The 26,483-nt window shown below is 61.0% G+C and carries 21 protein-coding genes; 5 read left to right on the forward strand and 16 right to left on the reverse strand.

Going from position 1 to position 26,483, the window contains the following annotated elements; genetic code table 11:
* Positions 1-203: 203 nt before the first annotated feature.
* The 5 genes from BFQ04_RS28015 to BFQ04_RS28035 are packed head-to-tail and all read right to left on the reverse strand — an operon-like array spanning position 204 to position 5,761.
* The gene (locus tag BFQ04_RS28015) at positions 204-977 is read right to left on the reverse strand and encodes an enoyl-CoA hydratase (protein ID WP_065953567.1); all 774 of its coding nucleotides are present in this window, start codon (positions 975-977) and stop codon (positions 204-206) included.
* 11 nt (positions 978-988) lie between these two features.
* Positions 989-2,116, reverse strand: a complete 1,128-nt coding sequence (locus BFQ04_RS28020; protein WP_065953568.1) for an acyl-CoA dehydrogenase — start codon at positions 2,114-2,116, stop codon at positions 989-991.
* Between the two features lie 9 nt (positions 2,117-2,125).
* The gene (locus tag BFQ04_RS28025) at positions 2,126-3,310 is read right to left on the reverse strand and encodes an acetyl-CoA C-acyltransferase (protein ID WP_065953569.1); all 1,185 of its coding nucleotides are present in this window, start codon (positions 3,308-3,310) and stop codon (positions 2,126-2,128) included.
* 12 nt (positions 3,311-3,322) lie between these two features.
* The gene (locus BFQ04_RS28030) at positions 3,323-4,090 is read right to left on the reverse strand and encodes an SDR family NAD(P)-dependent oxidoreductase (RefSeq protein WP_065953570.1); all 768 of its coding nucleotides are present in this window, start codon (positions 4,088-4,090) and stop codon (positions 3,323-3,325) included.
* A gap of 21 nt (positions 4,091-4,111) precedes the next feature.
* Positions 4,112-5,761 (reverse strand): AMP-binding protein, encoded by a 1,650-nt coding sequence (locus tag BFQ04_RS28035; RefSeq protein WP_065953571.1) that lies wholly within the window; start codon positions 5,759-5,761, stop codon positions 4,112-4,114.
* A gap of 204 nt (positions 5,762-5,965) precedes the next feature.
* Here BFQ04_RS28035 and BFQ04_RS28040 point away from each other — a divergent pair, with 204 nt between their 5' ends.
* The 3 genes from BFQ04_RS28040 to BFQ04_RS28050 all read left to right on the forward strand — a co-directional run bounded on the left by BFQ04_RS28040 (position 5,966) and on the right by BFQ04_RS28050 (position 10,334).
* Complete coding sequence (locus tag BFQ04_RS28040) at positions 5,966-7,024, forward strand: tetratricopeptide repeat protein (protein WP_065953572.1); 1,059 nt, start codon at positions 5,966-5,968, stop codon at positions 7,022-7,024.
* A 140-nt stretch (positions 7,025-7,164) separates the two neighbouring features.
* The gene (locus BFQ04_RS28045; protein ID WP_065953573.1) at positions 7,165-8,667 is read left to right on the forward strand and encodes an ATPase domain-containing protein; all 1,503 of its coding nucleotides are present in this window, start codon (positions 7,165-7,167) and stop codon (positions 8,665-8,667) included.
* Positions 8,664-10,334, forward strand: coding sequence for a response regulator (locus BFQ04_RS28050; RefSeq protein WP_065953574.1), 1,671 nt, complete (start codon positions 8,664-8,666; stop codon positions 10,332-10,334). The genes BFQ04_RS28045 and BFQ04_RS28050 overlap by 4 nt, the downstream gene beginning before the upstream one ends.
* 28 nt (positions 10,335-10,362) lie before the next feature.
* Here BFQ04_RS28050 and BFQ04_RS28055 read toward each other — a convergent pair whose 3' ends face one another.
* The 5 genes from BFQ04_RS28055 to BFQ04_RS28075 form a co-directional block, all read right to left on the reverse strand.
* Positions 10,363-10,740 carry a response regulator gene (locus BFQ04_RS28055; protein WP_017528049.1) on the reverse strand — a complete coding sequence of 126 codons (378 nt, stop codon included), beginning with the start codon at positions 10,738-10,740 and terminating at the stop codon, positions 10,363-10,365.
* A 78-nt stretch (positions 10,741-10,818) separates the two neighbouring features.
* Positions 10,819-12,012, reverse strand: coding sequence for a hybrid sensor histidine kinase/response regulator (locus BFQ04_RS28060; protein WP_065953575.1), 1,194 nt, complete (start codon positions 12,010-12,012; stop codon positions 10,819-10,821).
* Entirely contained in the window at positions 12,006-12,605 is a 600-nt protein-coding gene (locus tag BFQ04_RS28065; protein WP_065953576.1) for a chemotaxis protein CheB, read from the reverse strand. The genes BFQ04_RS28060 and BFQ04_RS28065 overlap by 7 nt, the downstream gene beginning before the upstream one ends.
* Positions 12,602-13,432: a CheR family methyltransferase gene (locus BFQ04_RS28070; RefSeq protein WP_175413325.1), complete on the reverse strand. Its 831-nt coding sequence runs from the start codon at positions 13,430-13,432 to the stop codon at positions 12,602-12,604. The genes BFQ04_RS28065 and BFQ04_RS28070 overlap by 4 nt, the downstream gene beginning before the upstream one ends.
* Positions 13,433-16,936, reverse strand: coding sequence for a response regulator (locus tag BFQ04_RS28075; RefSeq protein ID WP_065953593.1), 3,504 nt, complete (start codon positions 16,934-16,936; stop codon positions 13,433-13,435).
* Positions 16,937-17,173: 237 nt separating this feature from the next.
* On the opposite strand from BFQ04_RS28075, the gene BFQ04_RS28080 reads away from it, so the two are divergent.
* Positions 17,174-17,533, forward strand: a complete 360-nt coding sequence (locus tag BFQ04_RS28080) for a response regulator (RefSeq protein ID WP_065953577.1) — start codon at positions 17,174-17,176, stop codon at positions 17,531-17,533.
* 110 nt (positions 17,534-17,643) lie between these two features.
* On the forward strand, positions 17,644-19,044 hold the full coding sequence (locus tag BFQ04_RS28085; RefSeq protein WP_065953578.1) for a DUF1254 domain-containing protein: 1,401 nt from the start codon (positions 17,644-17,646) through the stop codon (positions 19,042-19,044).
* Between the two features lie 72 nt (positions 19,045-19,116).
* Here the strand turns inward: BFQ04_RS28085 and BFQ04_RS28090 are convergent, their stop codons facing one another.
* The 6 genes from BFQ04_RS28090 to BFQ04_RS28115 all read right to left on the reverse strand — a co-directional run.
* Entirely contained in the window at positions 19,117-19,782 is a 666-nt protein-coding gene (locus tag BFQ04_RS28090) for a DUF3313 domain-containing protein (protein WP_065953579.1), read from the reverse strand.
* An 82-nt stretch (positions 19,783-19,864) separates the two neighbouring features.
* A complete protein-coding gene (locus tag BFQ04_RS28095) occupies positions 19,865-20,359 on the reverse strand; it encodes a hypothetical protein (protein ID WP_065953580.1) in 495 nt (164 codons plus the stop codon).
* A gap of 105 nt (positions 20,360-20,464) precedes the next feature.
* Positions 20,465-21,007 (reverse strand): isopentenyl-diphosphate Delta-isomerase, encoded by a 543-nt coding sequence (idi, locus tag BFQ04_RS28100; protein ID WP_065953581.1) that lies wholly within the window; start codon positions 21,005-21,007, stop codon positions 20,465-20,467.
* A 41-nt stretch (positions 21,008-21,048) separates the two neighbouring features.
* Complete coding sequence (locus BFQ04_RS28105) at positions 21,049-21,846, reverse strand: class I SAM-dependent methyltransferase (RefSeq protein WP_065953582.1); 798 nt, start codon at positions 21,844-21,846, stop codon at positions 21,049-21,051.
* The gene (locus BFQ04_RS29075; protein WP_083218084.1) at positions 21,843-24,062 is read right to left on the reverse strand and encodes a cytochrome P450; all 2,220 of its coding nucleotides are present in this window, start codon (positions 24,060-24,062) and stop codon (positions 21,843-21,845) included. Before BFQ04_RS29075 ends, BFQ04_RS28105 begins: the two co-directional genes overlap by 4 nt.
* Before the next feature lie 272 nt (positions 24,063-24,334).
* A partial coding sequence (locus BFQ04_RS28115; RefSeq protein WP_065953583.1) for an ImcF-related family protein occupies positions 24,335-26,483 on the reverse strand: 2,149 nt, incomplete at its 5' end.

The following is a 26,483-nucleotide window of genomic DNA, read 5'->3' on the forward strand; positions in this document are numbered from 1 at the left end:
AGTGCCGGGGTTACTTGTCCTTGGACTTCAGTGCCTGGCGGATCATGCAGAGCTACCCGCTTTAACTGACACAATGAAAAAACTGTGGGAGGGGGCTTGCCCCCGATGGCGGCGGGTCAGTCGATAGCTTGGTTGACTGTCACACTGCCATCGGGGGCAAGCCCCCTCCCACATTTGGATCTGCTGTGTGGGGAGTGCCGGGGTTATTTGTCCTCGAACGTCGGCGTGCGCTTGGCCACGAACGCTGCCATGCCCTCCTTCTGGTCCTGGGTCGCGAACGCTGCATGGAATACTCGGCGCTCGAAACGTACGCCTTCGGACAGGCTCACTTCAAACGCGCGGTTTACGCTTTCCTTGACCATCATGCTGATCGGCACGGATTTACCGGCGATCAGGGTGGCGACTTTCAAGGCTTCGTCCAGCAACTCGTCGGCGGGCACGATGCGCGCAACGATGCCGCAGCGTTCTGCTTCCACCGCGTCGATGAAACGCCCGGTCAGGCACATTTCCATGGCCTTGGCCTTGCCCACCGCACGCGTAAGACGCTGGGTGCCGCCCATGCCAGGCAGTACGCCGAGGTTGATCTCCGGCTGGCCGAACCTGGCGCCGTCACCGGCCAGGATAAAGTCGCACATCAGGGCCAGTTCGCAGCCGCCACCGAGGGCAAAGCCGTTGACTGCGGCAATGATCGGCTTGCGGCGGTTGGCCACCCGATCGCTGTCGCTGAACAAGTCGTCCAGGTAGATCTGCGGGTAGGTCAGCTCGGCCATTTCCTTGATGTCGGCACCGGCGGCGAAGGCTTTCTTCGAGCCGGTCAGCACGATGCAGCCGATCTGCGGGTCGGCTTCCAGGCCATCCAGCGCCTGGTTCAGCTCGCTGACCAGTTGCGCGTTCAAGGCGTTCAGCGCCTGCGGGCGATTGAGCGTAATCAGCCCGACGCGGCCCTGGACTTCGAGCAAAATGGTTTCGTAACTCATGTATCGGCTCCTTAAAGATTGCGTGAGATGACCATGCGCTGGATATCGCTGGTGCCTTCGTAAATCTGGCAGACCCGCACGTCGCGGTAGATCCGCTCCAACGGGAAGTCGTTCAGGTAACCGTAACCGCCCAGGGTTTGCAAGGCGGCCGAGCAGACTTTCTCGGCCATTTCGGACGCGAACAGCTTGGCCATGGACGCCTCGACCAGGGCCGGCTTGCCGCTGTCGCGCAGGGCTGCCGCGTAGTGCACCATCTGCCGGGCAACGGCTATTTGCGTGGCCATGTCCGCCAGGCGAAAGGCGACGGCCTGGTGTTCGATCAGGGCCTTGCCGAAGCTTTCACGCTCACGGGCGTAATCACGCGCCGCTTCGAAGGCCGCACGGGCCATGCCCACCGATTGCGCGGCAATGCCCACGCGCCCGCCTTCAAGGTTGGCCAGGGCGATCCTGTAGCCCTCGCCCTCCTCGCCCAGTCGGTTGGCGAGCGGTACTTTCACGTCTTCAAACAGGATCTGGCAAGTATCCGAGGCGTGTTGCCCCAGCTTGTCCTCGACCCGCGCCACCGTATAGCCCGGCGCGTCGGTGGGCACGATAAACGCACTGATGCCGCGCTTGCCCGCCGCCGGGTCGGTGACCGCAAACACGATCACCACGCCGGCGTTTTGCCCCGAGGTGATGAATTGTTTGCAGCCGTTGAGCACGTAATGATCGCCATTGAGGCGTGCGCGGGTTTTAAGACTGCTGGCGTCGGAGCCGGCGTGGGGTTCGGTCAGCGCAAAGGCGCCAAGCATCGCCCCGCTGGCCAGGGGCTTGAGGAACTGTTCTCTCTGCTGGTCATTGCCGAACTTGAGGATCGGCACGCAACCCACCGAGTTGTGCACGCTCATGATGGTCGAGCAGGCGCCATCGCCGGCGGCGATTTCTTCCAGGGCCATGGCGTAGGCCAGGTAACCGGTGTCGCAGCCCCCCCATTGTTCCGGCACCAACATGCCGAAAAAGCCCAGCTCGGCCATCTCACCGATGGCCTCCTTGGGAAAGCGATGATCGCGGTCCCATTCGGCGGCGAACGGTTTCAAGCGCTCCTGGGCAAATTGCCTGGCCGCGTCGCTGATTTGCAGTTGTTCGTCATTAGGCAGCATGGTCAGTCCTTAATACAGGCATTCAACGGCCATGGCCGTGGCTTCACCACCGCCGATGCAGATCGCCGCGACGCCGCGCTTGAGGCCTTTCTGGCGCAGGGCCGAGAGCAGGGTCACCAGGATGCGCGCGCCCGAAGCGCCGATCGGATGGCCCAGGGCACAGGCGCCGCCGTGCACGTTGACCTTGTCGTGGGGAATCTCCAGTTTGCTCATGGTGACCAGGCTGACCACCGCGAACGCTTCGTTGATCTCGAAGAGGTCGACATCCTCCAGGCTCCAGCCGGTTTTGCCCAGCAACTTACGGATCGCCCCTACAGGCGCTACCGGAAACAGCCCCGGCTCATCGGCAAACGCCGCATGCCCATGAATCACCGCCAGGGGTTTGAGGCCGCGCTTGCTGGCCTCGGATTCGCGCATCAGCAACAGCGCCGCCGCGCCATCGGAAATCGAGCTGGAGTTGGCTGCGGTCACAGTGCCGCCTTCGCGGAACGCCGGTTTCAGGCTGGCGATCTTGTCCAGCTTGGCCTTGGGCGGCTGTTCGTCGTGCAACACGGTTTTCTGCTCTTTGCCGACGGTGACCTGTACCGGGACGATTTCAGCGGCAAAACTGCCGTGGGTAATGGCTTCCTGCGCACGCGTGAGGGAGGCAATCGCAAAGGCGTCCTGGGCTTGCCGGGTAAAACCGTTGTGCTCGGCGCAGTCTTCGGCAAAGGTGCCCATCAGGCGGCCCTTGTCATAGGCGTCTTCCAGGCCATCGAGGAACATGTGGTCGAGGACCTTGCCGTGCCCCATGCGATAGCCGCTGCGGGCGCGGTCAAGCAGGTACGGCGCGTTGGACATGCTCTCCATGCCGCCGGCGATCACCACGTCGACGCTGCCGGCGCGCAAGGCATCGTGAGCCAGAATCGTCGCTTGCATGCCCGAACCGCACATCTTGTTGAGCGTGGTGCAACGGGTGGATTTGTCCAGCCCGGCGCCTAACGCCGCCTGGCGTGCCGGCGCCTGGCCGAGGCCCGCGGGCAGCACACAGCCAAACAACACCTCATCGACGGCGTCGTTGGCGATACCGGCGCGCTCGACCGCCGCACGAATCGCGGCGGCGCCCAGTTGCGGTGCGGTCAGGCCCTTGAGGTCGCCCTGGAACCCGCCCATGGGCGTGCGCACGGCGCTGACGATAACGATAGGGTCGTTCATGAAGATGCCTCCTTACTTGGCTGCCATGCGCAAGGCGCCGTCAAGACGGATCACCTCGCCGTTGAGCATGCTGTTTTCAATGATATGCCGCACCAGCGCCGCATATTCGGCGGGTTTGCCCAGGCGTGGCGGGAACGGCACGCCGGCGGCCAGGGCGTCGCGCACTTGCGGGGTCATGCCGGCCATCATCGGGGTTTCGAAAATGCCGGGGGCGATGGTCATCACCCGAATACCGAAACGAGCCAGTTCGCGCGCGGCCGGCAAGGTGAGGCTGGCTATCGCGCCCTTGGAGGCGGCATACGCAGCCTGGCCGATCTGCCCGTCGAACGCCGCCACCGAGGCGGTATTGATGATCACACCGCGTTCGCCATCGGCATCCGCGTCGGTCTCAGCGATCGCCGCAGCGGCCAGGCGTAACAGGTTGAAGCTGCCGATCAGGTTGACGTTGATCACCTGGGCGAAACTGGCCAGGGCGTGCGGGCCGTCCTTGCCGAGAATCTTCTCGCCACGCACCACACCGGCGCAGTTGACCAGCCCGTGCAAACCACCAAAGGCGGCAACAGTCGCTTGTACTGCGGCTTCGGCAGCCACTTCCTGGCTGATGTCCGCCACGCTGCTGCGGGCGTTGTCGCCAAGCTGGCGGGCCTTGGCGGCAACGGCATCGGCGTTGAGGTCCACCAGCATGACCTTGGCACCCGCTGCAATGAGCATGTCAGCGGTGGCGGCACCGAGGCCCGAAGCGCCGCCGCTGACCAGGAATACCTTGTTTTCAATGTGCATCACAGTTTCCTTTTGAAAGAATCACGCCACGGCCGCCTGGGCCTTGGCGATTTCCTGGTTACGCAAAATAAAGCGTTGCAGCTTGCCGCTGGGAGTCTTGGGCAAGTCGCTGACGAATTCGATTTCCCGCGGATACGCATGGGCCGCCAGGCGCTTGCGCACATGCAGGCGTAACTCTTCGGCAAGTTCCGGGGTGGCGCGGTATTGCTCGTTGATCACCACGAAGGCTTTCACCAGCTCGGTGCGTTCGGGGCAAGGTTTGCCGACCACGGCAGCTTCGATCACAGCCGGGTGTTCGACCAGCGCGCTTTCCACGTCGAACGGCCCCACGCGGTAGCCGGACGTGGTAATCACGTCATCGCTGCGCCCGACAAAACTGATGCTGCCGTCCGGGTTGAGCTCCACGGTATCGCCACTGAGGTAGTACTTGCCGACGAAGGCTTTGGTTTTCACGCCCTCATAGCCGGCGAACCAGCACATCGGCGATTGCTCGCGGTCGATGGCAAGAATGCCGGGCTGACCGGCAGTCAGTTCCTGGTGGTTGTCATCCAGTACCACGATGCGATGCCCCGGCGAGGCGAACCCCGCCGAGCCGACATGTACCGGGTGCGCCAGGCCATGGTGATTGCACAGCACCATGCCCAGCTCGGTTTGCCCGTAGTGGTCGTGAATGGTCACGCCGAGGTTGTCGGCGAACCAGCGAATCACCTCGGGGTTCAAGGGCTCGCCGGCGCTGCTGACGATGCGCAACCGGCCCTTGATCGAACGGGCAAACTGCTCGCCGCCGGCAATCAACAGTCGGTACGCGGTGGGCGAGCCGGTCAGGTTGGTGATGCCGTATTTGTTGATGACCCGGCAGGTGCTTTCCAGGGTGAACGGGCCATCGTAGAAGGTAATCGGATGCCCCATGGACAGTGGCCCGGTCACGCCGAAATAGATGCCGTAGGCCCAGCCCGGATCGGCCACGTTCCAGAATGCGTCTTCGGGGCGCAGGTCGACCGCGTCGCGGGTATAGGCCTGGAATGCGACAATCGCCTTGAGCGGCACCGACAGGGCTTTGGACGGCCCGGTGGTGCCCGAGGTGAACATCAGCAAAAAGGGCTCGTCCGCCCCCAGCAGCACGGGCTCGCAGGCATTGGAGTAATGGGGCAGTTCGGCCCAGAAGCTGAAATCGCCGCGCACCAGGCCTTCGCCTTTGGCCCCGGTGACCGTCACGATGGTCGGGCAGCCCTCCACGTCCGCGAGCTTGGGCCGATTCACCGCATCGGTAACCACCAGGGCGGCACCTGAACTGTTCAGGCGGTGCTCGATGGCCTTGGGCCCGAACGCCGTGAACAAAGGTTGATAGACCGCGCCGATACGCCAGGTGGCAAACACCACCACCAGCAGTTCAGCCGTGCGCGGCAACAAGCCGGCGACCTTGTCACCGCGCTTGATGCCCTGCCCCAGCAGGAAATTGGCAAAGCGTGCGGCCTGGTCCTGCAAGTCGGTAAAGGTGACCGTGGCGCTGCGCCCGTCCTTGCCTTCCCAGAACAGCGCAATGCGCCCAGGCAGCGCGTGACGGTCACAGCACTCCACACAGGCATTGAGCGCCTGCAGGTTGCCGGCCAGGGTCATGTCGACGGTGTGCTGATAATCGAATTCGGTGGTGGCGGCCAGGTAATCACGCATCGCTTCAGTTCCTTGTGTGTTTTTGTTTTAAGGACACTTTTCAACCAGGTCAATCGCCTGCAAATAGTCGCTCCGCAGCGCTGGCACCAGCAATGGTCAAAGCCGCCAACATGGCTGACTGGTTTGGCCAATCCGGTTTGACACTCGCCCTGCACTGGCCGAAGCTTGAGACTTTGTACCCGTACCCTGCCTTCGGACGCCTGCATGTCAAAGTCACGCCGTTACTCCATCATCGGCCTGTGCGCCCTGTTGTCGATTGTGTTGATCACCTGGTTTTTCTCCCGCGCAACGCCCGTGGCCGTGCCCCCGGCGATTGCCCACGGTTATTCCAAGGCCTTGAAGCAGGCGCGCAACGGTGAGCCGGGCGCGGCGCGGGTGTTGTATCAACAGCTGGGGCGGCCGGACCTGTCACCTGAGCGGCGCGCTGCGCTGCATGCCGAGCTGCCCAACTACCCCAGCCCCCAGGCACTGAAACTGGCGGATAAAGACCTGGCTGATGACTCGCCAGTGGTGCGTGAAGCGGCGATCCACAGCATTGTCGGCCTGGTGCCGACCGGCCAGCGCACGTTGTTACTCGGCCCGGTGCTGGAGGATCCCGAACAGGCAGTGCGCTTTGCCGCCGCCAACGCCCTGCTCGGCCTGTCGCCGGATACCCTGGGCCTGTATTTCGGCCCGCTGCAGCAAGTGCTCGATGAATTCGCCAAAACCCTCAAGGCCCGACCTGAAACAGCCGAAGGCTGGATTCAATTGGCGCGCCTGTATATCCACAGCGCCCTGCTGCCGGATGCGCAACATGCGCTGCAGCAGGCTATGCGCTTGCAACCGGACAACCTGCAAGCGGTGGTGGCGCAGATCGAGCTGTTGGATAAACAGGGCAAGACCGACGAATCGCGCCAGCTGCTGGCGCAGCAATTGGCGGCGCACCCGGAATCGGCCTATCTGCAACATGCCTTGGGCATGTGGCTGCTGCACCATGGCGAACGCCCCTATGCCCTGCTCGGCCTGTCCAAAGCGGTAGAGCTGGAGCCGGACAATCAGGATTACCGCTACGACCTCGCCACCACATTGCACGACCAGGAGGAGCTTGAGGCGGCCCAGCGGCAGTTGGAAGACATCGTCCAGCGCCACCCGGCGAATCGAAAGGCGCGGGTGCTGCTGGTCAATTATTGGAAAGAAAGCGGCCAGTTGCAGAACGTGCAAATACTGCTTGCACAGCTGGAGCAGCAGAATCCGGATGACCCGGCGTTGCAGCAGGGGCTGTGACCACGCGCTGAAACTTGTAAAAGTCGTCAGGTTTCTTACAAATGATTCAAAATGTTGAACCGCCACAAGCCGCTAAGGTCAAGTGAATATGGCACGCCCAACGGCGTGCCCTGAACACGTACGTGACCTGAGGGCACTTCTTGTCTACATCAAATTCGCTTTTGAGTGAAAAGGCAGCCACCGGCATCGATGGTCTGGATGACATTCTTTCCGGGGGCCTATCGCGCAGCCATTTGTTCCTCCTGGAGGGCGAGCCCGGCACGGGTAAAACCACCGTGGCCCTGCACTTCTTGCAGGCAGGCGCGAAAAACGGTGAAAAATCGCTGTATATCACCTTGTCCGAAACCGAACGTGAGCTGCGCCAGGGTGCCAAGTCTCATGGCTGGGACCTGGACGACAACATCCACATCTTCGAATTGACCCCGCCGGAAAGCCTGCTCAACGCCGAGCACCAGCAGAGCCTGCTGTACTCCTCGGATCTGGAGCTGGGCGAAGCCACGCGGCAGATTTTCGAAGTGGTGGAACGGGTCAAGCCCACTCGCGTAGTGGTCGACAGCCTGTCCGAGATCCGCCTGTTGGCGCAAAGCTCCCTGCGCTATCGCCGGCAGATCCTGGCGATCAAGCATTACTTCGTCCGCTATGACGCCACGGTGCTGCTGCTCGACGACCTGACCACCGAGTCCCTCGACAAAACCGTGCACAGCGTGGCCCACGGCGTGATTCGCCTGGAAGAACTGACGCCCAGCTACGGTGCCGAACGTCGCCGAGTACGGGTGGTGAAGTACCGGGGCCAGAAGTACCGTGGCGGTTTTCATGACTTCACGATCATGGGCGACGGTGTGCATGTATTCCCGCGCCTGGTGGCGGCCGAACATCGCGGCGGCTACACGCGCCAGACCATGAGCAGCGGTATCGCCGAACTCGATGCCTTGATGGGCGGCGGCGTCGAGACCGGCTCCAGCAGCCTGATCCTTGGCCCGGCCGGCACCGGTAAATCGCTGATTTCCATGGTTTTCGCCGCTGCTGCGGTAGCGCGTGGCGAAAAAGCCGCGCTGTTCATCTTTGACGAAGAGATGGGCCTGCTGTTCGAGCGCATGAAAAACATGGGCATCGACCTGGCGGCGCTGCAAGCCACCGGTAACCTGCTGATCGAACAGGTCGACGCGGCCGAGCTGTCTCCCGGTGAGTTCTCACACCGGGTACGCCGCTGCGTGGACGAAGGCGGCATCAATACCGTGGTGATTGACAGTATCAACGGCTACCAGGCGGCGATGCCGGAAGAGAACGCACTGATCCTGCATATGCACGAACTCCTTCTCTACCTCAACCGACGGGGCGCCGCGACGTTCATGACCGTCGCCCAGCATGGCCTGGTCGGCGATATGCAGACGCCCGTGGACATCACCTACCTGGCCGATACCGTGATCCTGCTGCGTTACTTCGAAGCGCTGGGCAAGGTCCGGCGGGCCATTTCCATCATCAAGAAACGCACCGGTACCCACGAATCAACGATTCGCGAATACCGCATCAGCAGTAATGGCCTGACCGTCGGCCAACCTCTGGACAATTTCCAGGGCGTGCTGCGCGGCATTCCGATTTATATGGGCGCCGGCTCGCCTCTGCTCAAGGAAGAGCAAGTGTGACGTCCCTGTCCCCGGTCTTTGAACGCGCCATTATTCTTGCGCCTTTGGGGCGCGACAGTTCATTGGCGCTGATGATGCTCAATGAAGCCGGCTACCAGGGTGTGGTCGCCAGCAATCTCACCGACTTGTGCGAGGCGCTGAACGAGGGTGCCGGCGTGCTCATTATCGCCGCCGAAGCTTTACGTGGCGTGGACATGGAACCTTTGCTTGAGTACCTGCACCGGCAACCGGCCTGGTCCGACCTGCCCATTGTGCTGATGACCCATCACGGCGGCAGCGAGCAAAATGGCTCATCGCACCTGAGCGGGCTGCTGGGCAACGTGACCTTCCTTGAGCGCCCGTTCCATCCTGTGACCCTGATCAGCCTGGTCAGTACCGCCCTGCGCGGGCGGCGGCGGCAATACGAAGCACGTGACCGCCTGCTCGACCTGGGCGCCAGTGAGTTGCGCCTGCAACGCACCCTGGAAACCCTTGAGCAGCAGGTGGAAGAGCGTACCGCGCAATTGCGCAGCAATGAAGAAGCCTTGCGCCAGTCGCAGAAAATGGAAGCCGTCGGCCAGTTGACCGGCGGCATCGCCCATGACTTCAACAATATGCTGACCGGGATCATCGGGAGCCTGGAATTGCTGCGACGACGTGTAGCGCGGGGCAAGCTGGACGATCTGGACGGCCTGATCGACCTGGGCGTCACCTCGGCCAACCGGGCCGCCGGCCTCACCCACCGCCTGCTGGCGTTCTCGCGCAGGCAGTCGCTGGACCCAAAGCCCGTGGAGATCAACCAATTGGTCACCTCCATGGGCGAATTGCTGCAACGCAGTATCAATGAAAGCATCTGCCTGCACATGCGCCTCAGCGACAGCCTGTGGACCGCCGAGGCCGACCCCAATCAACTGGAAAGCGCCCTGCTCAACCTTGTGATCAACGCACGTGATGCCATGCCCGGCGGTGGCAACCTGACCGTGGAAACCACCAACCGCCACCTCGACAGCGTATTTACCGCCGCCTATGGCACCTTGAGCCCTGGCGATTACGTGGAGTTGAGTGTCAGTGACACCGGTTGCGGCATTCCGGAAAGCGTCATGGGCCGGGTGTTCGACCCGTTCTTCACCACCAAGCCGATCGGCCAGGGCACCGGCCTGGGCTTGTCGATGATCTATGGGTTTGCCCGGCAGTCCCGTGGCCACGTCACCCTGCACAGCGAAGTCGGCATAGGCACCACCGTCAGCTTGTTCCTGCCCCGCTTTGTGGGAGAGGTCATCGCTGACGCCGTGGTAAACCCGGCCATGCTGCCATTCGCCAATGACGGTGAAACGGTGCTGATCGTTGAAGATGACCCGGCTGTACGGGTACTCGTCAGCGCCGTATTGAAAGAGTTGGGCTATGCCTTTGTCGAAGCCGGTGACGCCACCACTGCGGTGCCGATCATCGAGTCAGAGCAGCGTATCGACCTGCTGATCAGTGATGTCGGGCTGCCCGGCATGAACGGCCGGCAATTGGCGGAAATCGGACGGCAGATCCGTCCGGACCTCAAGGTGCTGTTCATCACCGGATACGCAGAACACGCGGCTGTGCGGGGAGGTTTTCTGGACCCGGGGATGCAGTTGATTACCAAGCCGTTCACCTTTGATTTATTGACGGCGAAGGTTCGGGAAATGATCCAGGCGTAGATACCCAGCGTATCTACGCGCTGCGACGTCAGGCCAGCAAGCGCTGTATGTGCTCCTGCAGCGTATCCAGATCAAACGGCTTGGCCAGAATCGGCGCGTTGCGCGTAATCGGGCTGTTGCAATCAAGAATTTCCTGCGGGTAACCACTGATAAAGATTACTTTCAATTCCGGCCTCACCTTGAGCGCCGGCTCGGCGATCTGTACGCCGGAAATGCCGCCGGGCAGGCGGTAATCCGTGACCATCAAATCCAGGTGCGGTTTGGTCGCGAGAATTTCAAAGGCTTCTTTGCCATTGACGGCCTTCAATACCCGATAACCCAGGCCGGCCAGGTATTCACCCAGCACAAACATAATGGATTCGTCGTCTTCGACGATCAGTACGACATCTTGTGCATCTTCACTCATGGGAAGCCTATGTCCAGTCAGTAGCTGGTGTTACGACCATGGGGTCACGTAGAGGTTGCGTCCAGCTGACGATTGATTTCATGCCGTTGCCTGAAGTGGCAGACAGACCCGAAACAACGCGCCCTCGCCTATCTGGCTTTCAACCTCGATGGTGCCGCCATGGGCCGCGACGATCTGTTCGGAAATGAATAGCCCCAGTCCCAGGCCGGCCGCCGCATGGCTGACGGAAACCCGCTCGAATTGCTGGAAAATGCGCTTCTGGTTCTCCTCGCTGATGCCGATGCCATGGTCGCGCACTTCCACACAGGCCTCGCCATGTTCTGCATACACGCGCACTTCGACCGGGCTCTTGGCGCCGTAGCGCAAGGCATTGGTCAACAGGTTGGTAACGACCTGCTCGATACGAAACTCATCCCAATGGCCCTCGACCGGCCCGTCAGCCACCAGGTGCATCGACGATTCGGCGGCAGCGACCTGCGGCTCGAAGTTGTGCACCAGGTTGCGTACCAGTTGCGCGAGGTCGAAGCGCGCCGGGCGTATCGATAGCTTGCCGGTGCGGATACGCGACACGTCGAGCATGTCCTCGATCAGGCGGATCAGGCTCTTGATCTGGCGCTCATCGCGGTCGACCATCGCGTGCATCTTGTCCAGGGTGAACGCCGCCGCGTTGTCCCGGGCCAGGTGCATCTTGCGCAACTGCGTTTCCAGGATCAGCCCGTTCAGTGGCGTTCGCACTTCGTGGGCGACGATCGACATGAAGTCATCGCGCATGCGCACCGCCTGTTCCAGCTCGGCCTGGGTGGCCTGCAGGCGCGTGAGCAGCAGTTCCTGCTCGCGGCGGCTGCGCTCCAGGGCTTCGACCTGCAGCTTCATCGCCTTGCTCTGGCGGTACAGGTCAACGAATACATTGACCTTGCTCTTCACCGCGTGAATATCCAGCGGCTTGTGCAGGAAGTCCACCGCGCCGCTTTCGTAGCCCTTGAAGGCGTAATTGAGTTCGCGGCCGGCGGCGCTGACGAACACAATCGGGATGTTCTTGGTCTTTTCGGTGCCGCGCATCAGTTCGGCCAGCTCGAAACCGTTCATGCCAGGCATCTGCACGTCGAGGATCGCCATGGCGAATTCATGTTCCAGCAACAGTGACAATGCTTCGTCGGCACTCAATGCCTTGAATACCTGGCGGTCTTCGCGCTTGATCAGCGCTTCGAGGGCCAGCAGGTTTTCCGGCAGATCGTCGACGATCAGCAGTTTGGCCTGGACAGTACTTAACATGGGGAAGGTTCCAGGGAAGCCAGCAATGAGCCAATCCGGCTCAAGGAAAGAATATGGTCAGGTGTGTGCAGCGCCAGCGCCGCCAGGGGCATTACGGCAATCCGGGCCTCGGCGGGGTCTTGTACAACGGTGGTGCCGCCCGATTGCTTGACATAGGCCAACCCGCGCGCGCCGTCCTGGTTGGCACCGGTCAGCAGGATCGCCAGCAGGCCTGGCCCGTAGGCATCGGCGGCCGAGGCGAAGAGAAAATCGATGGCCGGCCGGGAATGGTGCACGCGTTCCTCCTGACTCATCGACAAGCTGCGATCCTCTTCCACCGACAAATGATAGCCGGGACCGGCGAAATAAAGGGTGCCCGCCTCGATCGACTCCTTATCGCGCGCTTCTTTCACCGGAATGCGCAAGCGTCGCGCGAAGACGTCGGCCAACTGGCTGCGACGTTCATCCGGCAGGTGCAGCACGGCAATGATCGGCAGGCCGAATGTGTCCGGCAATTCGCCAAAAATACTCAGCAACGCCTCCACGCCGCCGGCTGAGGCGCCGACGACAATGGCTTCAATCCCTGGAATCGGGGTGCTGGCGGCATCGCTCATGATTTGCGGTAGATCCGTTCCTGTTTGACCAAGGGTTCGAATTGCTTGCTGTAGGCTGAAAAATCCAGGGTTTCCTTGCTGCCCAATACCAGGAAGCCGCGATGACACAGCGACTCATGAAACAACCCAAACGCCCTGTCTTGCAACTTTTTATTGAAATAAATCAGTACGTTGCGACATGAAATTAACTGAGTTTCTGAGAATACACTGTCGGTCGCCAAGCTATGATCGGCGAACGTGACGTTCTCGCGCAGGGTCTTGTCGAAGATCGCGTTATCGTAAGCCGCCGTGTAGTAGTCGGCAAATGAACGCTGGCCACCGGCCTGCTGATAGTTAGCCGTGTAGGCGCGCACGTTCTCCAGGGAAAAGATGCCCTGCTTGGCTTTGTCCAGCGAGGCCGGGTTGATGTCGGTGGCGTAGATGATGGTGCGTTCGAGCAAGCCCTCTTCGCGCAGCAGGATCGCCATGGAGTACACCTCCTCGCCGGTGCTGCAGCCGGCGATCCAGATCTTGATCGACGGGTAGGTCTTGAGCAACGGCACGACTTCCCGGCGAATCGCCAGAAAGTGCGACGGGTCGCGAAACATCTCGCTCACCGGGATGGTCAGGAACTGCAGCAATTGCATGAACGCGGCCGGGTCGTGCAGCACGCGCTCCTGCAGCGCGGAAATGGTCGCGCAGTCGAACTGGCGCAAGGCATGGGCCACTCGCCGCTTGACCGACGCACCGGAGTAGTCGCGAAAGTCGTAGCTGTACTTGAGGTAAATCGCCTCGATCAACAGGCGCAGCTCGATGTCGCTGCTTTTGTCCAAGAAACTTCGCTCCACTTAAATGCGTTCCATCTTGGGTAGCCACACGCGGATCAACGAGAACAGACGGTCCAGATCAATCGGTTTGGCCAGGTAATCGTTGGAACCCGCCGCCAGGCAACGCTCCTGGTCATCTTTCATGGCCTTGGCGGTGACGGCAATGATCGGCAGCTTTTTCCAGCGCGGGTCCTGACGGATCAGAGCCGTTGCTTCGTAGCCATCCATCTCCGGCATCATCACATCCATCAGTACCAGGTCGATATCATCGACCTCATTGAGCTTGTCGATGGCTTCACGACCATTGCGCCCGATCACCACCACGGCGCCTTTATGCTCCAGGGCACTGGTCAGGGCAAAGATATTGCGCACATCGTCGTCCACCAGCAGGATTTTGCGCCCTTCGAACACCTTGTCCCGGCTGCGCGCGGTCTTGAGCATCTTCTGGCGGTCATGGGACAGCTGGGATTCGACTTTGTGCAGAAAGAGTGTGACCTCATCGAGCAGGCGCTCCGGGGAACGCGCGCCCTTGATGATGATCGAGCGCGAATACTTGCGCAGCTCGGCTTCTTCGTCGCGTGTCAGGTTGCGCCCGGTATACACGATCACCGGCGGGAACGAGCAGATATCCTCGGTGGCCATGCGCTTGAGCAGCTCGTTACCGAGCATGTCCGGAAGCTTCAGGTCGATGATCATGCAGTCGTAGACATGGGTGCGTAGCAGGTCCAGCGCTGCCTGGGCGTAGCCGACATCGGTGATTTCGATGTCGTCGTCACCGATCAGGCGGGCGATGCTGTCACGTTGCAGGTCGTCGTCTTCCACCAGCAGTACCCGCTTGACCTTTTGCGTCAGCTTGGCTTCCAGGCGCGCGAACACGTCCTTGAGCTCTTCACGGGTGGTGGGTTTGACCGCGTAACCGATGGCACCCATGTGCATGGCGGCTTCGACGCGGTCTTCCACGGAGATCACATGCACCGGGATGTGCCGGGTATTGGCGTGCTCCTTGAGACGTTGCAGCACCGTCAGCCCGGAATGATCCGGCAGGCGCATGTCCAGCAGGATCGCGTCGGGGATGAATTCTTCGGCCAGGCTGTAGCCTTCGTCGGCACCGTGGGCGACCAGGCAGTTGTAGCCCAGCTCGTGGGCCAGGTCGAAGAGGATGCGCGCGAAATTCGGTTCATCTTCCACCACCAGGATGGAGCGGGTGCTGAATGGTGCTTTGTCGCGGTCATCGGCAAAGCGCGGGATCAGCTCGGCCTCGGCCACCGGCAGCGACGCTACCTTGACTGGCAAAGGCACAGGCGCCGGGGCCGCCACGGCTTGGCGTGGGGCTTCGATCGGCGCGGCATCTTCGGCGCGTTCGACATACTGTTCCGGCAATACCAGCGTGAAAATGCTGCCCTTGCCCGGTTCGCTGGTCACGCTGATGTAGCCACCCAACAAGGTCGCCAGGTCGCGGGAAATGGACAGGCCAAGGCCGGTGCCGCCGTAACGGCGATTGGTAGTGCCATCGGCCTGGCGGAAGGCTTCGAAGATGCTTTCCTGTTGATCCTGGGCGATACCTATCCCTGAATCGCGCACCGTGAAGGCAATGCCCTCCCCCGGCGCGCGGGACACCGACAGGCTGACCTGACCCTGTTCAGTGAACTTGATGGCGTTGGACAACAGGTTCTTGAGAATCTGCTCCAGACGCTGGCGGTCGGTGAACAGCAGGGACGGTGAACCTGCCTGCACATCAATCTGGAAGCCCAGATTGCGATCCCTGGCCAGCGGTTCGAACATGCCGCGCAGGCCATCCACCAGCCGCTCGACGCTGGAATTTTCCGGACGTACTTCCAACTTGCCGGCTTCGACCTTGGAAATATCCAGGATGTCGTTGATCAGATTGAGCAGGTCATTGCCGGCCGAATAGATCGACTCGGCAAATTTGACCTGTTCGGCACTGAGGTTGTCCTGGGGGTTCTCGGCCAGCAACTTGGCCAGGATCAGCGAGCTGTTGAGCGGCGTGCGCAGTTCGTGGGACATGTTGGCAAGGAATTCGGACTTGTACTTGCTGGAGCGTTGCAGCTCATCGGCGCGGTCTTCCAGTTCCAGCTGGACCCTGTTGAGCTCTATATTCTTGCGGTCCATGGCATCGCGCTGTTCGGCCAGGGTCTGGGTCTGTTCGGCCAACTGTTCGTTGGTCTGCTCAAGCTCCGCCTGCTGGGTTTCCAGGTGCGCCTGAGACTCCTTGAGGATGCGTGACTGTTCCTCCAGCTCTTCGTTGGCGGTCTTGAGTTCTTCCTGCTGCACTTGCAGCTCTTCATTGAGCTGCTGGGTCTCGGCAAGTACTTCCTGCAAACGCTGGCGATAACGTGCGGCTTCGATGGACGTACCGATATTGCTGGCGATCAGTTCCATCAGTTCGATATCGCGCTCTTCCAGCGGGCGCAGGAAACCCAGTTCGATCACACCGTTGACGCGGTCGTCATCGCTGGTCGGCACTACCAGTACGCTGCGGGTGGTGCCCTCGCCCAGCCCCGAGCTGACCTTGAAGTAGTCCACCGGTACGTCGTCCAGGCGAATCAGGCGATCGAGCTGGGCGGCCTGCCCGACAATGCCTTCGTCGCTGTAGATCGCCTGTTCCAGCTGCGACTGTTCGCGGGAAAAGCCGTACGTGGCCACCCGGCGCAGACCGCCGTGCTCTTCACGCACGTACAACGCTGCAACCGCTGAGCCCATGTATTGGGCAAAAAACTGCAGGATATTGCGGCCCAGCAGGTTCAAGGTCAGTTGGCCAAGCACCTGTTCGGCCAGTTCGGTTTGGCCATTGCGCAGCCAGGCCTGCTGCTCCAGGCGTTTGGCGATCTTCTGTTGTGACGCGAGGTTTGCGCTGTAACTATTTGAAAGTGATAGTAAATTCTTTCTACCGATATACGCGAGAAAACCGCTTAGCCCGAGTACAAACACCAGGTACAGCGTAACGCTGACCACCGTGGTGCGGGTGACCTCTTCGTTGCGGGTAATACGGAACTGCTGTTCCATCGCCACCGCGTCGTCATATTCCTTGCGAATCTCGTCGGTCAGGCGCTTGCCCCGGCCGGCCTTGACGGCACCGCGGAAATCGCCACTGCTGCGCTGCAGTTCAATCATCGACTGCGCGTAGTTGTTCCATTCGACTTGCAGCGCTTCCAGGCGCTTGAGGCGGTCGACCTGCTGCGGGTTGTCGGCAACCAGTTCCTGCAAATTGCGCAGGTCGGCAATGATCCTTGGCTTGGCCACTTCATAGGGGTCGAGGAAATGCTCGTCACCGGTAATCAGGAAGCCGCGCATACCGGTTTCCAGGTCCACCGTCAGTTTGGACGACTCATTGAGGTTGTTGATGACCCGGTCGGTGTGCTCCACCCACTGGATCACCGACAGCAAATAGGTGATCAGCACAACGAAAAACACCGCGCTGAGCACACCCACGCTTAGTGGCAGGGCCACGTTACGGCTCAGGAGTTTGCGGAAGCTCTTTTCATCAACTGACGACGCGGGAGTCATGGGCATGCCTTGGCCAAGTGCGGGAAAACCGGAAGTTTGCCCCAAACTGACGATCAAGACCATTTTTCTGGGACGCTTTTGTACAGATTCCTACAGCGGAACAGGCTATTCTGCCTGGTCTTTTGTACTGCATTGTTTTAACGCCCTGGGAACTTGTGGATAGCCCGCGCTTACTCAAGTACAGGCCGGTCAGAATGGCCAGCGTTGAAAACTCGTCTTTTTTTGGGAAAGCCTTCTATGTCCGCAATCGCCTCCACCATCCTTGTTGTTGAAGACGACGCTATCGTGCGCATGCTGATCGTCGATGTGCTTGAGGAGTTGGAGTACTCGGTGCTTGAGGCTGCCGATGCCGCAGAGGCCCTGGCGCACGTGCAGAACACCGACCAGGTGATCGACCTGCTGATGACCGACGTAGGCCTGCCCGATATGGACGGCAAGCAACTGGCAACCCAGGTGCGCGAACTGCGCCCTGTCCTGCCCATCCTGTTCGCCAGCGGCTACGCCGAGAACATCGATGTGCCCGAAGGCATGCAGGTGATTGGCAAGCCGTTCTCGATCGACCAGTTGCGCGATAAAGTCAAATCGATGCTGGCCTGAACATCCAGCGTCCTTTCGCAGGTTTTAACGTGACGTCCGGGAAAGAAAACAGGAAACTCAGCGCCTGCATCTCCCCGTCAGTCAAAAGAACCCTGGAAGGACGCAACAACATGATTGGACAACCTGCGCGCCTGGTGTTGGCGAGCCTCTCGATACTTCTGAGCACCGGCGCCTGGGCCGACTTCACGGCCACCCCTGCCGAAGCCCGGGCCATTGCCAGGCAAGCCTACTTATATGGCTACCCCGTGGTCGAGATGTACAAGACGCTCTACACCCAGGCCGTGGACAAAGGCGGGGCCAATTTCAAGGCGCCGTTCAATCGCATCGGCAATAGCGCGCAGGTCTTCACCCCCAAGGACACCGCGTTCACGACCCCGAACGCGGACACGCCCTACTCCTTCGTCTGGATGGACCTGCGCAAGGAACCCCTGGTGCTGACCCTGCCCAAGGTCGAAGACAACCGCTACTACTCGGTGCAGTTGCTCGACCTCTATACCCAGAACATCGCCTACCTGGGCACGCGCAGCACCGGCAACAACGGCGGTCACTACATGATCGCAGGTCCCGACTGGAAGGGTCAGCAGCCGGTCGACATCGACCGTGTGGTCTACAGCGAAAGCAATATCGCCTACGCCCTGTATCGCACACAGCTGTTCGATGAAAAAGACCTGGGCAAGGTCAAGCAAATCCAGAACGGCTACAAAGTGCAGCCGCTGAGCAGCTACGTGAAACAAGCGGCCCCGGCGCAGGTGCCGAAGATCGAGTGGCCCAAGCCGATGGCAAACATGAGCGACAGTCCGCAATTGTTCCGCTACCTGAACTTCATGCTGGCCTTTGCTGCGCCACAGGACAGTGAAAAAGACCTGCTGGCACGTTTCGCCACGATCGGCATCGCCCCCGGCGCGCCTTTCAAGCTCAACCAGCTGACTGCCGAACAGCGCAAAGCGTTGGAAGACGGGATTGCCGATGGCAAGGCGGAGTTCGCCACGTTCAAGAAAGACAAGATCGATACCCATCAAGTCTCCAGCGGCGAGCTGTATGGCAGCCGTGACCGGTTGCAGAACAATTACCTGTACCGATATGCCGGCGCCAACCTGGGTATGTTCGGCAATTCCACCGACGAAGCCGTTTACTTCACCTACTTCGATGACAGCGAAGGCAAACCGGCCAACGGCGCACGCCGCAGCTACACCGTCCACTTTGCCAAGGACCAGCTGCCGCCGGCCGATGCGTTCTGGTCGCTGACCATGTACGACGCCAAGACCAAGTTGCTGGTGCCGAACCACAAGAAACGTTACCTGATCAACTCACGCATGCTGCCCGGCCTGAAACTGGACGCCGACGGCGGCCTGACCCTGGCTCTGCAGCATCATGAGCCACCGAAGGCCGAACAGAGCAACTGGCTGCCCGCTCCGACCGGGCCATTCTTCGCCGTCCTGCGTATTTACCTGCCCAAGCCTGAAGTCACCAGCGGCCAATGGAAGTTGCCGCCGTTGATGCCGCTCCAGTAACCCTGCCGGGGCCCCATGCACGGCGGGCGGCGATTCACATACGCCTCCCGCCGCGCCATGTAAGGTTCAGTGCTATTTGAGCTTCAGATAGGACTGATGCAGGTCGGACGCCCATCCATCGATAACGTTTTTAACATCGTCAGCTTTCATTACCTGAGTGTCGTTTGCCAACGGCTTTCCGGTGCCTTTGCGCACCACTTGGGCAATTACTTGGCCGCTTGCGCCATCAAGGAACTGCGCCTCCGTGCCCAAGGTGGTTTCCTGGTCGCGAATCCCGGTGCCGGTGCTGACCGCCGCAGCGACCAACGCCACGGGAATAAACTCGTAAGGCTTCAGTCCCTGGGTTTTACTGCTGACGGCCGTAATCGCTGCGCGCACCACAAATACCCCGGGGCCCGGGCCATTGGCCAGCGGCAGTGAACCGGCCAGTTCGCGCTTGAGCGCCTGGTTGTAATAGTCACTGATGCCGCGCAGGGTGCTGTCCGGAATGCGGGAGGTGGCTTCAGGCTTGGGATAGAATTGCGTGGGCTCGATGTACACCGCGTTGTAGCGGCTCAAATCCAGTTTGGGATCGACCCAGCGCATCACCAAGGCACCGGAGGGCGATTTGGCTTCCTTGAGCCGGCTGTAGTCCGACAGAAAGCCCGAATACTCGTCCGGTTGCGTAACTTTGCTGGAACACCCTGCCATGGCGATCGAGGCGAAGCACAACGTACTGACCATTAGCCTGACTTTCATTGTTACAGCTCCCATCGTTAGGTTGAGCTGTAGGTATAGCCAATCGTGGGAAAGCAGGCGGCTTATTGCAGCCGCGAGCCCCTCAGCCGCGCTCCCGGGGGATAAGGCTCTGCAACTGCGCAGCCAGAAAATTGGCGTCGAAGCCGAAGGTATCCGGGTCTTTGAGGCCATTGGTCTTCTTCCAGAGCCAATCGTTCTTATCTGCGGGCAGTACCAGCGAGACGCTGCCGTGCCGTGCGGCCGTCAAGCCCATGACCGCTACACCAATATCCCCGTCCGGGCCCATCACGTCCGGCACGAACTCCACGCTTTTACCCGTGATCAGCACAGTCAACTTCTCGGTCTTGAACGTCGATATTTCCACTGGCACGCTCGGGCTGGAGGCGACATAGGCCTCCCGGCGCACCTCCAGCAAACCGGCGCTGTTGACCGGTTCCAGCCACTGTTCGATGTGCTCGAACAACTCGCCCAGTTTCTGCGCCCAACGCGCCGACCGCAGATCGAATTGCTGTTTCTTATGCGCTTCGCTCTCGGCGTAATGACGAAGCATCTCGCCCAGTTGCTGTACATCGTCCATTGCGGATTTCCTTGGGTGAGTCAGGTTGCGAAGCCCGATCATGGCAGATACGGCCGCCTGGCGTACGAGTTAAAGCTGATTGCAGTGGGTTCGGCAGCAAGCAGGTCATAGGTGACGTGACGGTGTATCGAACGAAGAATGTTCCAACAGCAGGCGACGCCACTGCATTCGAAACCAAGGGGTAAATTGCGCGTGCGGCTCAGCGAGCCGGGCTGAAATTTCGGCACGGGTCAGCCACATGATTTCGCTGACCTCCTCAGGCATAGGTGAGACCACAGCGTCAGACTGAGCAACCAGCACATGACACAACTCATGCTCAGCGCCGATCGAACCAAAGCTGGCGTGGTACTCAAAACTGTAGAGCGCGCGACAGGAAGACCGGACGTCTAATTCTTCGCGCAAACGGCGAGACGCCGCATCCAGGATCGACTCACCCGGTGCCGGATGACTGCAGCAAGCATTTGACCAGAAACCGGGCCAAAGCATTTTGCCTGCTGCACGACGCTGAAGCAGATGACGCCCTTGACTGTCGATCAAATGCACCGAAAACGCACGGTGAAGCTGGCCCGCGCCCAGGTGGGCATCGCGCTTGTCGCACACCCCGACTTGTACATCTTGCGCATCGACTAACACGACATCATTGATCATTTTGTATTCCTTGTTGGTAAACGGCGGCGCCCTGCTGCTGGTCAGGGAACTTGCCCCCACGCGCTGACGAAGGTCAAAGCGGCGTCGGTGAACGCAGGGTCAGCACGCAGATTGACCATGCCATCCAGATCGTGCTGTTCCAGCAACCCGAGTTTGAGCAGCGCCGGCCCGGCTTGTGCCGTGGTAGCGGCCCAAAAGGTATCGGCGGGACTGTTATCGCCTATACGGCCTTCAAGCGTGCGATGCCGCACGTTGGCGAGCCCGCGATCATGCAGCCGATCCGGGAGCTGGGTGGCCCACAGCATATCGGACCCAATGGACCGCTCCAGGAGGGTGATACCGGCTTGGGCCACTTTGCGAAACAGCGGGTTTGCCGTTTTCAGGCTCGGTTCAAGGCTCACATCCTCTATCACCAACCAGCCACCCGGGCGCAGCCAGGTGATGGCTCGGTTCAATAGCGCTTCACGCTCGGCGAGGTGACACAGAAGTGCCCGGGCATGCACCACGTCAAAGGACGCAGCCGGGAAATCATCGATCGCTGCATTATGGGCAAGCACCCGAATACCTGGAATATCGGCAAGGAATCGGGTGTCGATATCCGTGGCGGTGACGCTCGCTTCGGGATATCGCTGACTCAGCCAGGCGGCGAGCGATCCGGCACCGGCGCCGAGATCGAGGATGGCCGGCTTGTCAGGCAAATCCAACTGCTCAAAAACCGCTTGGCTCAACGGGTCAAACGCACGCTCCAGCGTGCGCAACCGTGCCAATTGGCCGGCGTGCTGGTCAGCCAGGTAGCTGCTGGTGTAGCCGGGCTCATCGAAATCGACGGTAGTGGTCACAGTAAGACCTCCAGTCGATCCGGGCAGCGGTTGAGGAAGCCGCGCTCAACGGGCGTGAACCCCGGTGCCCAGCGTACGTTGGGGAAGGCCTGCAGCAGCATGCGGGCGCCGGTCGTGATTTCCATCCGGGCCAGCATGGAACCCAGGCAGAAGTGGCGCCCCGCGCCAAAGGCGAAATGACTGGTCGCCTGATCGGTGCGCGACATGTCAAAGCTATCCGGGTGACTGAATTGGTCCGGATCACGGTTGGCCGAACCGATAAGACAGGCCAGCGTCGCCCCGGAGGGGATCGTTCCCGAGGGCAACTGCAGCGGTTCACGGGCCTCCCGCAGTACGAGCTGTAGAGGCGGATTGCGGCGCAGGGTTTCGGCCAGGGCATTATCCATCAGCTCTGGATTGGCGATCACCGCCGCCTTGACGCCAGGCTCGCTCAGCAGGTTGACCATCAGGTTGGCCAGGGCACCGTGGCTGGTTTCGCTGCCCGCCGTCATCAGGATCGCACAGTAAGCCCGCACGAACGTCTCGGACAACGGCTGACCATCAATCCGCGCCGCCAGCAGCTGGGAGATCAGATCATCTGCCGGTTCGGCGCGCCGAGCGTCGATGTGTGGCTGGATAAAGTCGTAGAAACTGTCTCGGTTGGATAACCCACCGGTCAGCAGTGCCGGGTCCTGTCGATAGTTGCCCATGTAGGCGAAGCCGATGGCACACCACCGCTTCAGCCGCTCCACTTCTTCGCAGGTTTGTGCCGGGAGGCCCAGCGCATGCGCCATCACCCGTACCGGCAGTGCTGCGGTGAAATCGGCGATAAGGTCAACCTGAGGTCGGCCGTGCATGCGCGCCAGCAGGTCTGTGGTTACCGAAGTGACGGATGCTTGCAGCGCGGCGAGGGCCTTGCCACGAAACGAAGGGCTGAGCAATGCGCGGTGCTGGGCATGTTCACACCCGTCCATGGTGATAATGGTGTGACCCAGCAGCGGTCCGATCTGCCAATTGTAGTTATTGTTGCTGACGCCCGGATGGGTCAGGGCCGCTTTGACATCCACATGCCGGCTGACCAGCCACACGTCGGTGGGTTCGTCGTAGGCGATCGGCAACCGGGTACGCAATTGCTCATACAACGGGTATGGGTCGAGTTCGAACTGCCGGGATTTCAGTGTCGGAGGGGTAAGTTCAAGGTCCACCTGCCGATGGTTCCGTGCCTCCAAATCGGCGGCGTGCAGGTGATAGCGAGAGACGCTGCGGTGCCAGTCACCTGCCGCCCGGACAACCTGGCGCAGCCGGTCCGGGTCGGTCGCCGCGCCTGGCGGGTGACTGGCACACCGGGCGGCGACCGCAGTGAACTGCGCCACTGCCGTGTTCACCATCTGGTGGGCGGATTCGAGCGCGGCGGGCCAATCCATGCCGGCGGCGTCCGCAAGGATCGACACCAGGTTGAAGCGCTCACCGCACACCACGTCTTTGGCGATCGAATGAATGTCGTTTGTCCAGGCAATGAGATCGGCAGCGTGCTCGCGCAAGGTGTTCCACGCTTGAGCCTGCGCGGCAGACGCGTACGGGTCGAGGGTTTCGGCTCCGTCGATGAGGTCAAAGAAGAACAGTGCGCCGAACGAATCCCGCCGCAATGGCAGGTATTGGGTCAATGTGAGCGCCGTGTCGTTCTCCCGCACCCGCACCAGCGTGGCCTGCGCGCGCAAATGCCGAATCAGATGTCGCACAAGCCGGTCCCGCCAACGATCGTCTCCCCAGCAGCGGGTGCGAGGCCAGAGATCATCGACCAGAACCACGAGCATCGGGTCCTCGAATCGGCTGCTTTCGCCTGATTGACCGGCGCCCTCGGTCAAGGCCTGTACCGAAGTGATGAATTGCTCCAACGCCCCGTTTTCCGCCCAGGGACCATCATCGATACGGTCATCCAGCGTAAGCGCCCACAGGTACCAGCACACCAGGACCTCGGCTCGATGCGTGGGCGCCCTGCCGCATAGCGCCACTCCCAGATCGAGCAGCGCCGTGGTGCTCAACCGGTGCGCACCACGGCGGCCGATCAAGCCGTATCGCTGCGCCCAGGCAAGTGCATGGGCGCGCAACCGTTCGTGGTCGGAGCGAGGTGTCGGCGCGGCGAAAGGAAACTGAAGCTCGGGGATAGTGAGGAGCTGCGACGGAAGATGATCACTCGGGTTGGGGCCGGGGTCCCCCTCGCGGTGTGGCGGTGCCATGTTGGACTCCTCTTGGATGAGCGTTCAATAGGATCGGACCTTATCGAAAATCAACCAATCAGGATGCCGGGAGTGTCTGATCATCCCCTAGGCAAAGGTAGCTCTGTGAGGTAGGAAAAAAGGACTTCCACCGACAGACTGCGGTCAACGCACTCCTCGTTGGCAGCGATTTTGTCTTGAGGCGAGAGACGGTTAACGTTGCGCACACTCAACGTATGCCGGCTGTGATCGAAAAAAGCTGAGCAACGTCATTGCAGTCTCCCGTTCTGCGCTCAGGGCATATTAACGGTGTTCTCGCTGAGAAATATCTGAGCGGGCAACTTGAAGCTCCTCAACTTGAGCAACGTCAGCGGCCCCGCATCCAACTCTGTTCGCAGGTGCCAGACCAGGCTCAAACCATCGGGCGCCTTGAGCACCATGCGGTAGCGGCTGTCACCGTCGTCCAACGGCGTGACCTGGGCTTTTTCCAACAGGCGGATCAGGCCCCAGGTACCGGAATAATCACCGAACAGCCGCTCGCCGGTATGTACGCTGGTCCAACTGAGGCTCACGCCGGGATAGTCACTACGCCCCGGCCAGCTGAAACGCTGCCAGCTCTCCTTCTGGTTGAAGTACTGGTGCTTGTCGCCGTTGAGGATGAAGGTGGTTTGCACCACATCGCGTACCGGTTTGCCTTGCAGCTCAAAGCTCAACCCCATACCGCCATCGGTGTAGAGCACATCGGCCAGGTCACTGAGCTGGTTGATGGCGCTCAGAAATTGCGGGTTGAAGCGCAGCCCTTGGCTGTGGCGCGGATCGGCGACCCAACGGCTACCCTCCTTGCGCAACACGCCGCTCAATTGCCGCTGCAAAAACTGCTCGATGCGGCCGGAGTCTGCGCGGATCATCTGGCCCAGCATCGGTAAGGACGCATCGCTGGCAGTGGCTGTAAACGGGTAGCGGCTGGCGAAAGCATCGTCCCAATGGCTGACGATCGAGCGTTGCCACTGGCTGTTGATCCCAGCGGCAGACGGTTGCAGGACGCGTTGCCAGGCGTGTTCCAGTGGTTGCACGAACAGCGTCTGCGCCGCCCCGCCCCACTCGGCCCCCAGGCTGGCGGCCATCAGGCTGCCGTAGGATTGAGTGTCGGTCAGGTCGATGCTCTTGCCTTGAAACACGGTTTGCGCCAGTGCCTGGGTCATTTCCAGCGGATCGGCCGCCGTGCTGACTTGCTGCAACTTGAGGCGTACCCGTGTTACCCGTGTGAGGAATGCCTGGAGGCTCAAGCCATCGGCGCCACTCTTGCCTTCGGGGCCTTTGCCCAGCAGCGCCAGCAACGGGCCGAAGGTTGCGTCCAAGGGGCTGCTGGGCAAGTGGCCAAGCTGGTCGATCACCGGGGCCTTGTCACGCCCGATCAGCTTTTGCGCGGACGTCACCAGTGAATCGCCCAGGGGTTGGGTTCGGGTACCGGCCTGCCCTTGGTAGGCCAACGTATTCATCAGCGCAATCAGCGGCGACTGGCGCACATCACTCATCAGCGTCAATTGGTCAATCACTTCGGCGAGGCTCCCGGCTTCCTGCCAGCGCAGGCTGTTGAGCAGATCCAGCCAGGCACTGGCGTAGTCCTGGAAGTACCGTTCGGTGAGCCGCTCGCGGAGCTGGTGCGGGCTCAAGCGGGTGTCGATGTCGGCGGGCTTGTCGCTGAGTACCCAGTCGATTTCCTCACGGCGGGCCTCGGCGATCTCGTCGATGGCTTGGCGCACCTGGCCCTCCCAGGCCTGGCGAGTGAATACGCCCGGCACGCTGGCAGCGGTGGAGAACAGGGCCGGGGCATCGGTGTCACCCACCAGTTGGTGAAGGCCCAGTTCCGGGTAGTGATTGGCGGCGTCATCAAGCAACTGTTGATACAGGCTGGCCTCGGCATTGCGTTGGCCCAACTGGCCGAGCAGCACCTGCCGGACTTGCGCGACCAACCTGGGGTCGGCCTGGATGCGCCAGCCAGGGTTCGCGGTCAGGTGTTCGCCATAGAACCGCCACAGGTTGGGCGCCAGGCTTTGCCATAGCCCAGGTGATACGCCTGTGCGTGTAGGCTCAACGTTGCTCAGGGTTGTAACCAGGAGACTGGCATCGGCTTTTTCCGGGCGCGCCATCATCAAATAGGCTTTGAGCTGGGCGTAGGCCTCTTGGGCACGTTCAGCACGCTCGGGGTTGTCCGGGGCCAGCTTGACCAGCGCGTTGAGCTGTCGGCGCAGCGTGGCGGCGGCCGGGTCGCGGATCAGGCGGTTGTTGGCCTCGACATAACGTGGCCACAGGGTTTCAAGCAGTGCTGGATTGTGGTTCAAGCCAAAGCGCTGGTACCACGGAGCGCCGCTCTGGACGCGATCATCCAGGCGCGCCAGCTCGCGGACCAACTCATTGAGGGCCTGGAGTTGTTCGTCACCT

Origin of the sequence: Pseudomonas sp. 37 R 15, from assembly GCF_900004865.1 — a bacterium.
In the GTDB taxonomy this organism is placed as follows: Bacteria; Pseudomonadota; Gammaproteobacteria; order Pseudomonadales; family Pseudomonadaceae; genus Aquipseudomonas; species Aquipseudomonas fluorescens_AM.